Annotated in this window: 17 protein-coding genes; 11 read left to right on the forward strand and 6 right to left on the reverse strand. The window is 60.0% G+C overall.

Going from position 1 to position 11,428, the window contains the following annotated elements:
* Window positions 1-5: 5 nt before the first annotated feature.
* Complete coding sequence (locus AC13RC_RS17755) at window positions 6-659, reverse strand: thiamine phosphate synthase (protein ID WP_113355247.1); 654 nt, start codon at window positions 657-659, stop codon at window positions 6-8.
* 223 nt (window positions 660-882) lie between these two features.
* Here AC13RC_RS17755 and AC13RC_RS17760 point away from each other — a divergent pair, with 223 nt between their 5' ends.
* On the forward strand, window positions 883-1,143 hold the full coding sequence (locus AC13RC_RS17760; RefSeq protein WP_015341040.1) for an ArsR/SmtB family transcription factor: 261 nt from the start codon (window positions 883-885) through the stop codon (window positions 1,141-1,143).
* A gap of 78 nt (window positions 1,144-1,221) precedes the next feature.
* Here the strand turns inward: AC13RC_RS17760 and AC13RC_RS17765 are convergent, their stop codons facing one another.
* Together AC13RC_RS17765 and AC13RC_RS17770 are read right to left on the reverse strand one after the other, a co-directional pair.
* Window positions 1,222-1,605: an NUDIX hydrolase gene (locus tag AC13RC_RS17765; RefSeq protein WP_488557983.1), complete on the reverse strand. Its 384-nt coding sequence runs from the start codon at window positions 1,603-1,605 to the stop codon at window positions 1,222-1,224.
* Window positions 1,606-1,859: 254 nt separating this feature from the next.
* Window positions 1,860-2,033, reverse strand: a complete 174-nt coding sequence (locus AC13RC_RS17770; protein WP_069613224.1) for a YdcH family protein — start codon at window positions 2,031-2,033, stop codon at window positions 1,860-1,862.
* A gap of 230 nt (window positions 2,034-2,263) precedes the next feature.
* On the opposite strand from AC13RC_RS17770, the gene AC13RC_RS17775 reads away from it, so the two are divergent.
* The 6 genes from AC13RC_RS17775 to AC13RC_RS17800 all read left to right on the forward strand — a co-directional run bounded on the left by AC13RC_RS17775 (window position 2,264) and on the right by AC13RC_RS17800 (window position 6,184).
* Complete coding sequence (locus tag AC13RC_RS17775; protein WP_015341042.1) at window positions 2,264-2,467, forward strand: YdcH family protein; 204 nt, start codon at window positions 2,264-2,266, stop codon at window positions 2,465-2,467.
* 16 nt (window positions 2,468-2,483) lie between these two features.
* Complete coding sequence (gene purE, locus AC13RC_RS17780) at window positions 2,484-2,981, forward strand: 5-(carboxyamino)imidazole ribonucleotide mutase (RefSeq protein WP_173002428.1); 498 nt, start codon at window positions 2,484-2,486, stop codon at window positions 2,979-2,981.
* Window positions 2,978-4,036: a 5-(carboxyamino)imidazole ribonucleotide synthase gene (locus tag AC13RC_RS17785; protein ID WP_488557984.1), complete on the forward strand. Its 1,059-nt coding sequence runs from the start codon at window positions 2,978-2,980 to the stop codon at window positions 4,034-4,036. Before purE ends, AC13RC_RS17785 begins: the two co-directional genes overlap by 4 nt.
* A gap of 152 nt (window positions 4,037-4,188) precedes the next feature.
* Window positions 4,189-4,314, forward strand: a complete 126-nt coding sequence (gene ykgO, locus AC13RC_RS17790) for a type B 50S ribosomal protein L36 (RefSeq protein WP_003582204.1) — start codon at window positions 4,189-4,191, stop codon at window positions 4,312-4,314.
* Window positions 4,315-4,405: 91 nt separating this feature from the next.
* The gene (locus AC13RC_RS17795; RefSeq protein ID WP_488557985.1) at window positions 4,406-5,035 is read left to right on the forward strand and encodes a hypothetical protein; all 630 of its coding nucleotides are present in this window, start codon (window positions 4,406-4,408) and stop codon (window positions 5,033-5,035) included.
* Between the two features lie 99 nt (window positions 5,036-5,134).
* Complete coding sequence (locus tag AC13RC_RS17800) at window positions 5,135-6,184, forward strand: alpha/beta fold hydrolase (RefSeq protein WP_488557986.1); 1,050 nt, start codon at window positions 5,135-5,137, stop codon at window positions 6,182-6,184.
* Here AC13RC_RS17800 and AC13RC_RS17805 read toward each other — a convergent pair.
* Window positions 6,163-7,104, reverse strand: coding sequence for a LysR substrate-binding domain-containing protein (locus AC13RC_RS17805; protein WP_488557987.1), 942 nt, complete (start codon window positions 7,102-7,104; stop codon window positions 6,163-6,165). The genes AC13RC_RS17800 and AC13RC_RS17805 overlap by 22 nt on opposite strands.
* A 111-nt stretch (window positions 7,105-7,215) precedes the next feature.
* Between AC13RC_RS17805 and AC13RC_RS17810 the strand changes: the two genes are divergently transcribed.
* From AC13RC_RS17810 to AC13RC_RS17825, 4 genes are all read left to right on the forward strand, one after another.
* Window positions 7,216-7,608 carry a tautomerase family protein gene (locus AC13RC_RS17810; RefSeq protein WP_488557988.1) on the forward strand — a complete coding sequence of 131 codons (393 nt, stop codon included), beginning with the start codon at window positions 7,216-7,218 and terminating at the stop codon, window positions 7,606-7,608.
* Window positions 7,609-7,613: 5 nt separating this feature from the next.
* Window positions 7,614-8,009: a cupin domain-containing protein gene (locus tag AC13RC_RS17815; RefSeq protein WP_488557989.1), complete on the forward strand. Its 396-nt coding sequence runs from the start codon at window positions 7,614-7,616 to the stop codon at window positions 8,007-8,009.
* A 3-nt stretch (window positions 8,010-8,012) separates the two neighbouring features.
* Window positions 8,013-8,585, forward strand: a complete 573-nt coding sequence (locus AC13RC_RS17820) for a DUF4865 family protein (protein WP_488557990.1) — start codon at window positions 8,013-8,015, stop codon at window positions 8,583-8,585.
* Between the two features lie 88 nt (window positions 8,586-8,673).
* Entirely contained in the window at window positions 8,674-9,645 is a 972-nt protein-coding gene (locus AC13RC_RS17825; RefSeq protein WP_488557991.1) for a threonine ammonia-lyase, read from the forward strand.
* Between the two features lie 4 nt (window positions 9,646-9,649).
* Here AC13RC_RS17825 and AC13RC_RS17830 read toward each other — a convergent pair whose 3' ends face one another.
* Together AC13RC_RS17830 and AC13RC_RS17835 are read right to left on the reverse strand one after the other, a co-directional pair.
* Window positions 9,650-10,285 (reverse strand): LysE family translocator, encoded by a 636-nt coding sequence (locus AC13RC_RS17830; protein ID WP_488557992.1) that lies wholly within the window; start codon window positions 10,283-10,285, stop codon window positions 9,650-9,652.
* A gap of 139 nt (window positions 10,286-10,424) precedes the next feature.
* Complete coding sequence (locus tag AC13RC_RS17835) at window positions 10,425-11,306, reverse strand: NAD(P)-dependent oxidoreductase (protein WP_488557993.1); 882 nt, start codon at window positions 11,304-11,306, stop codon at window positions 10,425-10,427.
* Window positions 11,307-11,428 lie beyond the last annotated feature (122 nt).

Consider the following 11,428-nt stretch of genomic DNA (forward strand, 5'->3'; position numbering starts at 1 on the left):
CGCTATCAATCCTCAAACCGTGGCGCTTTTTCGTCCAGAAGCGCATTCACTTCCGCGACGATGGAGGGGGCTGCCGCAGGGTCGGCAAAAACCGCCTGATGCAGCGCGACGAACTCGGCACCCGTCAGGGCTACGTCCAGCGCCGACTTCGGATCAGTGCCCCCCATGACGATGCAGGGAATTTCGATCATCGAGGCCCACCATTCGCCGAGTGCCAGGTTCTTCGGATGCGCCTCCGGCTTGATGTCGCCGTCAAGCTTGCCGAAGAAGATATAGTCCGGCCTGAGCTCGCCGACCTCCAGCGCGCTATGCCTGTCGGCCGCGCTGCCACCGCCAACGATCAGCTTCGGCACGAATTTTTCGACGGCTTCCGTAAGCTCGGTGATATTGCCGGCAATATGCAGCCCATCAGCCTTGGCACGGCCCGCGACGCGGCTGTCCCCGGCGATGAGCGCTGCCGCACCTGCGGCCTGAATGACCGGCACCAGCTTTTCCGCATGTTTCTGGAAGGTACTGTCATCGAGACCGTACTGGGGAATGATCACCGAGGCGACGTCTCCGCCCCTCAAGGCATCGGCCACCGCCTTCGCCCGCTGCTCGATATCGGCAATGTCGGGAACGATGAGAACGAGGCGGCAACGATCTTCGGGCACGGTCATGCGAGCTTCCATGGTTTCGGCTTCCATCGTCAGCGACGGCGCACCGGTTCGATAATCGTGAGTAAATCCGTTAGCTCTCTCTGACAAGGGGCAGCGGCCGAAACCGGCAATTCGCAGCAGAGGACACTCATGATACGAACCTTCGCAAGCGACCATTTTCACAATATATCATGCAGCGCACAATTAACTTGCCGCCCTTTGGTGTTTGACGTAGCTTTCGCCCATGTCGACCATGGACCCTTTCGCAGCCATCGCGGATCCGAACCGGCGTCATCTGCTGGAGGAATTGCGCCGCGCACCCAAGACGGTCAACGAACTGGCGCAGGGCCTGCCGATCAGCCGCCCGGCCGTCTCACAGCATCTCAAGGCGCTGCTCGACAGCAACCTCGTCTCAGTCACCAACGAAGGCACGAAACGCATCTATGCGGTCAACAGCCGCGGCTTCGACAAGCTGAATTTGTGGCTGGATCAATTCTGGTCCTGAAAAGAGACCTTCGCTTTGCGGCATTTGGCAGGCAATCACTGCAACACGAATAGAGGTTTTGGCCTGCCGCCGCTAGAGCTAAGCCGGTGACAGAAACGACATGACTTCTGGATGAGCCAGTGGCACGACAAAGCTGGTATCATTCAATGCCACCCACGCCAAATCGGTATGTTCGTGTCCGATCAACCTGGGCAATCCGCCGGACCAGCCTGTAACCTCATATAAATGATAGGTGGTTTCGTATCGGCTATCTTTGAAGAAACCCAAATAGCGGAAGGCGACAGGTGTAACACCGACCTCTTCGCGGGCTTCTCTGATAAGCGTGGCAACGATAGGCTCATCCGCCTCGACATGGCCGCCAACTAAATCCCAATGTCCCGGATAATACTGCTTGTTTGCGGCGCGACGCGCCATCAGAATCCGGCCGCTTTCGATGAATGCAGCCAGCACGATTGTCGTCATATCATCTCGGCGCCTCGAATTTCGGCAATTTGCGAGATTTGCCGGAGGATCACAACGAGCCAAGAGTCGTCACCGACGACATTTGTTGCATAAGATGGGGAAAATTGCGCCAACCCCTACCTCCGACGCTATGAAGTTGGCGCATCCGTTAAACGGAAATGCTCATCGATCCTGACCGGGAATTTGCTTTAAGACCTTTCGATCCGCCTCTCTTGCCCTCAAGATCGATGGCTTTTAAACTTTGGAACGTTGCCTCAGTGGACTGAGGAACGCAGACGTTGGATTTCGTCCTTGACGCGCAGTTTCCTGCGTTTGATGTCGGCTATTTCCGTATCATTGCTAGAGGGAGATGACATTGCCGCATGGAGCGCCTCCTCAAGCGCGACATGTTTCTTTTCGAGCGATTCAAGATGAGCTTGAACAGTCATATGACCCTTCCTTCCTCTTAAGAGCCCTGACCATCCATTCGCCAAGGCTCTAGGTGTCAACCCTCCCACTGTGCCATAAGATCGAGCCTTTGTCGAAGGCGAAAACGTGGCCTATAGGCGGCAAATTCGTGATGAAGGATAACTTCCCGTTATCGCCATTTGGTGATAGGAGCTTGCGGAATTCAGGAGGCGGAACGAATGCGATTCCGCGATATGCTGGGGAAATGAACATGGCCGATCAGGAACAGGCGGAAATCAGGCTGATCGTGGCGCGTTTGCGCCAGGAACACGAGGATTATGATGCCGCAATCAATGCCATGATTGAAACGGGCTGCGACGCCCTTCGTATCCAGCGCATGAAGAAAAAGAAGCTCGTCATCAAGGACAAGCTGACCAAGCTGGAAGACCAGATTATACCCGATATCATCGCCTGAGGAGCACAACGCAACGATGCTGACCGAAAGACCGCCTGTCGCCATCATCATGGGAAGCCAGTCCGACTGGGAAACCATGAAGAATGCTGCGGACACCTTGGAAGCGCTTGAAATCACCTATGATGCGCGCATCATTTCCGCTCATCGTACGCCGGACAGACTGGTGAACTTCGCCAAGGGCGCAAAGGACGAGGGCTTCAAGGTCATCATCGCTGGCGCCGGCGGCGCAGCACACCTGCCGGGCATGGCGGCTTCCATGACCCCGCTGCCGGTCTTCGGCGTGCCGGTGCAATCCCGCGCGCTCTCCGGGCAGGACAGTCTTCTCTCGATCGTGCAGATGCCGGCCGGCATTCCCGTCGGCACGCTTGCGATCGGCAAGGCCGGCGCGGTCAATGCCGCCCTTCTTGCCGCCGCCGTGCTGGCGCTTGGCGATGAAGAGATCGCCGACCGGCTCGACGAATGGCGGGCACGCCAGAGCGCGGCGGTCGCCGAATATCCGATGGACGACCTATGAACGCGAAGACGATCGGCATCATCGGCGGTGGCCAGCTCGGCCGCATGCTGGCCATGGCGGCCGCACGCCTGAATTTTCGCACCGTCATCCTCGAGCCCCAGGCGGATTGCCCGGCCGCCCATGTCGCCAACGCACAGATAGCTGCCGCCTATGACGATGCGGCCGCGCTTGCAGAACTGGCGAAGCGCTGCGATGTCGTGACCTATGAATTCGAGAATGTGCCCGTGACCGCCGCTGAGGATCTTGCCTTGCAGGTAACGGTCTATCCGCCGCCCAAGGCGCTTGAAATGGCGCAGGACCGGCTGACCGAAAAGAGCTTCATCAATGGTTGCGGCATTCCGACGGCCCGTTTTCATGCCGTCGACAGCCAGGCCGATCTCGAAAAGGCGCTCGCTGATTTCGGCGGCCAAGGCGTGCTGAAGACCCGTCGTCTCGGCTATGACGGCAAAGGGCAGCGCGTCTATCGCTCCGCCGCCGACAGCGCCGAAGGCGGTTATGCAGCCTTGGGCAGCGTGCCGTTGATTCTGGAAAGCTTCGTATCCTTCGAGCGCGAAATCTCGATCATCGCTGCCCGCGGAAGCGACGGAAAGCTCGCCTGCTACGATCCGGCGGAGAACGTTCATCGCAACGGTATTCTCCACACCTCGACGCTGCCGGCGAGCATTTCGCAGGAGACAGCCGCGGCTGCGCGCGACGCTGCCGAGAAGATATTGACGGCGCTTGGTTATGTCGGCGTCATCGGTATCGAGTTCTTCGTACTTGCCGATGGCAGCCTGATCGCCAATGAAATGGCGCCGCGCGTTCACAATTCCGGCCACTGGACGGAAGCCGCCTGCGTCATCTCGCAATTCGAGCAGCATATCCGCGCCGTGGCCGGTCTTCCGCTCGGAAATCCCCGGCGCCATTCGGATTGTGTCATGACGAATCTGATCGGCGACGACATCCTGGCACTGCCGCAATGGCTGCGCCTTGACGACACGCTCGTGCATCTGTACGGCAAGACCGAAGCCCGGCCGGGCCGCAAGATGGGCCATGTCACACAGCTTCTCCGCTAAGAGCAGCGGGAAAAAGCCCTGACATGGTTGACAGGCCCGGTATGACAGGGTATTTGCTCCCCACCCTAAAGAGCGCGCCCCGAGCGCGCTTTTGATTGTTAAAAGACCCGGGCGAATGTGACATTCCCCCTCAGAGATCGCGGATCAGAAAAATGAAGATCAAGAATTCGCTCAAGTCGCTCAAGGCGCGCCACCGTGACAACCGTCTCGTCCGCCGCAAGGGCCGCATCTACATCATCAACAAGCTGAACCCGCGCTACAAGGCTCGTCAGGGCTGATACAGCGCGCGGCTCCGATCCTACGGATCGAGTCTCAGTTTTAGTTGATCGCATCAAATTTGTTTTTGATCTTCGACATTGGCGGGCTACTATGCCCGCCATGCGCGTTTTTGCTTTGTCATATCTAGCCCTGCCGATTCTGTTTGCTCTGACTGCCTCTGCACCCCATGCAGCGCCGGCTGATGAACCAAACCCTGTGGAAAAGCAGAATCAGGGCAATTCCTCCGGCACCCTGTCGCCCAAGCAGCAGCTCGACAATCTGTTCATGACGCTGAAGCGGCAACGCGATCCCGACCAGGCAAGTCTAATTGCGGATCAGATCAGTACCCAGTTCGCCGATTCCGGCAGCGCCACCATCAATCTCCTGATGCAATGGGCCGACAAGGCCATTCAGGACAAGCGCAATGCCGCCGCGATGGATTATCTCGATCAGGTGATCTCGCTGAAACCAGACTATGTCGAAGGCTGGAACCGCCGCGCCACCCTTAATTTCGCGATTGGCGACTATCGCAAATCGATGGAAGACATCAATCAGGTGCTGCGCATCGAACCGCGTCATTTCGGAGCGCTGGCCGGCATGGCAGCGATGCTGACCGAACGCGGCAATGATACCCTCGCCCTCAAGGCCTGGGAGCGCTTCCTAGAAGTCTATCCCGCGAATCGATCGGCCCAGGAAGAAGCGGGCAAGCTTTCGGAAAAGATTGCCGGCAGCCGCACCTGATTGCATGCGGCGATCTCCCGGCGGAAATCGCATTTGGAGGGATGAAAAGCCGCAATATCGCGCTAGATTAGCGTCTTAAGATATTTGATCTGTGCCGCAATGATCGATTCCTTGTTCGCCGTCATCGTTATCCTTATCGTTTTCGCCGCAGGCTTTTCCGCCTACAAAACCCGTGCCATCGAGCAGGCCTATCCCAATATTGGCCAGCTTACCGATATCGGAGGCTATCGCCTCAACGCTGTGCATTTGCCACGCCCGGCAACAGCTGATCTGCCGGCCTTGGTCTTTATCCATGGGGCGAGCGGCAATCTGCGCGACCAGTTCGAAGCCTTTGCCGCACCTTTGGCCGGCCGCGCTGAGATGCTGTTCGTCGACCGCCCCGGTCACGGCTATTCCGAACGCGGGCCTGCCGAAAACGCCCTTCCCTCCGGTCAGGCCGATGCCATTGCCAAACTCATGGAGAAGCGCGGCATCAGGAGCGCCATCATCATCGGCCACTCCTTCGGCGGTGCGATCGCGGCCGCCTTCGGCATGCGCCATCCGGAGAAGACCGAGGGGCTGCTCTTCCTCTCCCCGGCGACGCACCCCTGGTCGGGCGGCGTCGACTGGTATTATACGCTTGCCGCCACCCCCGTCTTCGGCTGGCTCTTCACTCAGCTTTTCGTCATCCCGCTCGGCTTGCGCCGGGTCGAGACCGGCACGCTCAGCATCTTCCGCCCGAATGCGCGACCAGCGGACTACATCATGAAGACGGCACCGGAATTGGTGTTGCGGCCCCAGACCTTCCGCAACAACGCAATCGACGTGGTCAATCTCTTTGCCTATGTCTCCGCTCACGCGCCGCGCTACAGCGAGATCAGGGCGCCCACCATCATCATCACCGGCGACAGTGATGATGTCGTGCTGGAGGAATTGCATTCGCGCGGGCTCGCCCGCGATATCGCAGGCGCCGAACTCATCACTATCCGCAATCTCGGCCACAAGCCGGATTATGTAACGACGGATGTCGCGATCGCCGCCATGGAAAGGCTGGCGGGCCAGCCGCGCGATCTGCAAGTGCTTGCCGCACAGGCTGAAATCCGCATCGCCAGCCTGACGGAGGAATCTTCGGAATCCGCTGCCGTATCTCAGGCCATGACGACATCGTGACTAGGCGCATCCTCGAATATGCGGCTCTGCGGCACGGTCTCGATGGTCTGCCGCACTGCCTGCAACATGATGGATGCCAGCCGCTCCGTCGCCGGGCTTCCCTCCGCCTCGGTACGATGCAGGACGAGATCGAGCGTCGGCAAGGCCGGTAGACCGGCCTCATCAGGCGTCAATTGCCGCACCTTTGGCGGCAGACCGAGCGGTGTGCGCAGCGTCAGGCCAAGACCTGCCGCCGTCGCAGCCCAAAGCCCCCCGAGACTCGGGCTGACGAAAGATATCCGCCAGCCGATACCGGCGCGATCGAGCGTCTTGGTTGCGATGTTCCGCAACAGGCATGGTGCTTCCAGCGAGGCAAGCGGCATGGCCTCGCCGCCATCGACGTGCCATTGCATGTCACCATTGGCCGGACCGACCCAGCAGAGCGGTACTTCGGCTATACGATCCGTATAAGCCGTGCGGAAACCATCGCTCCAGGCAAGCGCCAGATCGAGCTTGCCTGAGGTCACCCGCTCCACAAGTTCCGCATTGCGCACGACACGCGCCTCGATGCGCACTTTCGGATGGGCGCGGGCGAAGCGGCCCAATACGTCCGGCAGGAGTGTCTCGCCGAAATCCTCCTGCAAGCCGAGCCGCACCCAGCCCTCAAGCTCCGTCCCATGCAGCGCCGTAGCCGCCTCGTCGTTGAGATCAAGCAGCCGCCTGGCATAGCCAAGCATCGTCTCGCCGGCCTCCGTCAACGCCAACCCTCTACCCGCCTTTCGGAAGATCGGCGTGCCGGCCTGCTCCTCCAGCTTCTTCAGCTGGGCGCTGATGGCGGAAGTGGAGCGGCCGAGCCGGTCTGCCGCCTTGGCATAGCTGCCAAGATCCATACCAGTGACAAAACTGCGCAGCACATCGAGATCGAAGATGACTTTTCGCATGGATAACCATCCATATTTTTAGGACTATTTATTCGGAATTATCTGATTTTCAGGATGATTATCCGCTGGCATTCTATGATCGTCAAGTGACACGAAAACAGGAGTAATCCCATGCCATTCACCCGCATCACCCTTCTGCGCGGCAAGTCACCGGAATATCTCAAGGCACTTTCGGATAATTTCCACCGCGCTCTGGTCGAAGCCTTCGAGGTACCGCCGACCGACCGCTTCCAGTCCATTCATCAGCTGGAGCCGCATGAACTCGTCTTCGATCGCACCTATTTCGCCAGCAAGCCGCGCTCGGATGATTACGTCTTTTTCGATGTCACGATCGGCAAGCCGCGCAGCACCGAGGTCAAGAAAGCCTTCTATCAACGCGTCGCTGAACTCCTTGGCGATGCGCCTGGCATCCGCCCCGAAGACATCATGATTACCATCACCACCGCGACGCGCGAGGATTGGTCCTTCTCTGACGGCCGCGCGCAAATGATCGAACAGGCTTGAGAGCCATGCCTCAGACCACATCTACCCCATCGCCCGCCATCCATCGCGCCGGCACGAACATGCGGCCGTCGCCCGAGGGCATCGCCACGGCCTCCTTCCTGGTGGAGCCGCTGGTGGAGAATGCCGAAAACGGCGGCCTCGCGGCCATGCGTTGCGAACTCGAGCCCGGTGTCATGACGCGCTGGCATACGCATCCGCACGGACAAATCCTCTACGTTCTATCCGGCGTCGGACTTGCCGAACGCTTCGGCGGCCCGGCCGAAGAGCTGCGCGCCGGCGATTGCATCACTTTCGCCCCGAACGAGCGCCACCGGCACGGCGCGGGGCCGGAGAACGCCTTCTCCTATATCAGTATCCAGGCGGCGGAGAATGGAAGCGCCGTGACCTGGCTGGAGGAATGACCGATGATCGCCATGCAATATAACTTTCCCCTCCCAGCGGATTATGACATGGCGATCATCGATCGTCGTATCCGCGAAAAAGGTCCGCTGCTCGACAATCTTCCAGGCTTGAAATTCAAGGCTTACCTGACGGCGAGAAAGGGCGATGCCGTCACGGAAAGCCGGCAGAATTTCTACTCGCCCTTCTATGTCTGGCAGCAAGAGGAAGGCCTGAGCGACTTCGTCTGCGGCCCAGGCTTCCAAGCCTTGACGGAGAATTTCGGTCGCCCCCAGGTCAATACCTGGATCGCCTGGCACGCCGAGGCATCTGCGGGTATCCGCCGCACCAAATTCGCGACACGCGAGGTGGTCACGATCGATGCCGAGACATCGCTCGCCGAGCTCCGCGCGAGCGAAACTGAGGCGGCAGCGCAAGCCCTCTCGAACAGCGAAGCACTGGCCTCGGTCGCCGCCTTCGAGCCGACCCACTGGACGCTGGTGCGCTTCCGCCTCTTGGCAGAGCCGCCGAAAGATCCGGCGCGGCCGGGTGTCCAAACCTACAATGTCGGACATCTTTCGCTGCCTGGTATCGCCTGAAGTGTCATGGAGACAATCTCTCTATTTTAAAGGAAGGTCCGGCGCTTTATGGATGGAAGCCTTTCTAAATCAGAAGAGTGATCCCTCCATGGTCGATATCGCAATGATCGAAGCCGCCCGCACTCGCCTCGGCGGCCGGGCGCGCCGCACGCCGCTCCTCTCCTCGCCCTTTCTGGATGAAATCGCCGGGCGCCGCCTGTTCGTGAAAGCCGAATGCCTGCAGCATTCCGGCTCCTTCAAGTTTCGCGGCGGCTGGTCGGCTGTTTCAGCGCTGGAGCCAACCGTACGCTCCAGAGGCGTCATTGCCTTCTCCTCCGGCAATCACGCACAAGGCGTGGCGCTGGCCGCAAAGCTTCATGGCATCCCCTCTGTCATCATCATGCCGACCGATGCGCCGAAACTGAAGATCGCCAATACCCGCGCCTTCGGCGCCGAGGTCGTGCTCTACGATCGCGTAAAGGAAGATCGCGATGAGATCGGCGCGCGTATTTCCAGCGAGCGCGGTCTGACGCTCATCAAGCCTTTCGACGAGCCGCAGGTGATCGCCGGTCAGGGAACGACCGGGCTGGAAATTGCCGAACAGGCCGCCGAGGAAGGTATCAAGACGGCCAGCGTCCTTGTTCCCTGCGGCGGAGGAGGCCTGACTTCGGGGATTGCACTGGCGCTCGAATCCCGCGCTCCGGGCCTGAAGGTGCATCCATGCGAGCCGGAAAATTTTGATGACACCACGCGCTCGCTGGCCTCGGGTAAGATCGAGCGCAATGCCGCACTGCAGGGCTCGATCTGCGACGCCATCATCACGCCACAACCGGGCAACATCACCTTCCCGATCCTTAAGCGCCTCTGTGGCCTCGGCTTCGTCGTGACGGATGAGGAAGCACAGAAGGCCATGGCGCTCGCCTTCACCCGTTTGAAGATCGTGGTCGAGCCGGGCGGCGCCGTCGCGCTTGCTGCAGCACTCTTCCACGGCAAGCACATCGACGGCGATACGGTGATCGCGGTCACGTCGGGCGGCAATGTCGACAGGGAAGTCTTCGAGGCGGCGTTAAGCCGCCACTAGGCCTTTAATTCACGGCGCGCCGATAGAGCGCCAGCGATCCGGCAAGAGCCAGCAGCGCGCCGCCACAGGCGCGCTCGAGCCATTTCGCACCTTCCGACTTCAGCACACGCACGGCCTGCGAACCGAAGACCGCATAGCCGAACATGATCATGAAATCGAGCGCGGCAAAGATCGCGCCGAGCACGATATATTGCTGCATCTGCGGCGCCGAGGGATCGATGAACTGCGGCAGAAAGGCCGAGAAGAAGAGATAGCCCTTCGGATTGGTGACAGCGACCATGAAGCTCTTCAGCCCAATCGAGAAAGCGGTTCCTTTCGTCTGGCCCGCGCTCGCCTGCAAAGCGCCGTCGATGCTTCCCTTGGAGCGCAGCATCATGATGCCGAGAAAGGCAAGATAGGCTGCACCCACCCATTTCAGAGCCGAAAACCAGAATTCAGAAGCCGCCAGCAGGGCGCCAAGCCCGATGGCAACGGCGCTGATCAGTACGGCGTCGGAAAGAACGGCACCGATCATGCCCGGCAGGGCCCGCCTGACGCCGAAACGCGAACCATTGGTCAGCGCCAGAAGCACGGTCGGCCCCGGCGTTGCGATACCGATGAAGGAAACAGCGGCGAAGGCAAGCAGCGCGGTGAGATGCATGGGGTCCCTCCTCTTGGAAGAGAGGAAGGTTGCATGTGGAGCGGCGGTTAGCAAGGGGGCTTCAACGAGGCTTTCAGTCCGCCGATGCATACCCGCCACAAACTCGGTCGTCAGTGAATAAAACTCCTTCAGCCCGCCATTATCCCACCAAACCCGCATCCTTTGCCGCCAACGCGCCAATTGCCGACCAGTCCAGCTCCTCGCCGCCATGCGCCAGCAGGTTGAGGAACCGATCGCGCAGCAGGCTCGCCAACGGCAGCGGCACGTTCAGCGCCTCGCCGGCAGCCAATGCCAGCCGGATATCCTTCTGGCCGAGCGGTGCGGTGAAACCGGCTGGTTGGAACTTGCGATCCGCGATCAGCCCGCCATAGGTCTTGTAGACAGGCGCGTTGAACAGCGTCGAGGTCAAGAGATCGAGGTAGGCATGCCGGTCGACACCGCCCTTCTCGACCAGCGCCATGGCCTCGCCGAGCGACTCAATGACCGAAGCGATGAGGAAATTGCCGCTGAGCTTGACGAGATTGGCAGACTTCGGCTCCTCGCCGAGGACGAAAGTCCGCTGACCGATGGCGTCGAAGAGCGGCGTGACCGTTTGGATCGCATCGGGTGCACCCGTCGCAGCAACGAAAAGCTTTGCCGCAGCCGCCGCTTCCGGACGACCAAAGACGGGGGCAGCAACGAAGCGCTGGCCTTTGGCGGCATGATCCTGGGTCAAGCGTTCGGACATGGCGACGCTGATCGTGCTGGCGGAAATATGAACTGCACCCTTGCCAAGGCTTGCCAGAACGCCGCCATCGCCATCGACGACGGCCGATAGCGCATCGTCATGTGCGAGCATGGTGAAGACAGCCTCGCCGCCGCAGGCTTCCGCTACGGTCGGCGCAACCTTGGCGCCCTCGCCGGCCAGAGCCTCGGCCTTGTCGCGCGACCGATTATAGACAGTCACCTCATGCCCGGCCCTGATGAGATTGACGGCCATGGCGCTGCCCATCTGGCCCAATCCGATAAATCCGACTTTCATTGGAATATCTCCTTCTCAATCCGCCTGCTTGGGGATCGCAGACGCTTCGGTTTCAAGAAAAAACCCGCCGTCTTTCGACAGCGGGTTTCGGATGTTTAAGGTGCTGCCGCAATCAGATGTCG

It is taken from the genome of Martinezella sp. CNPSo 3890 (assembly GCF_057784455.1).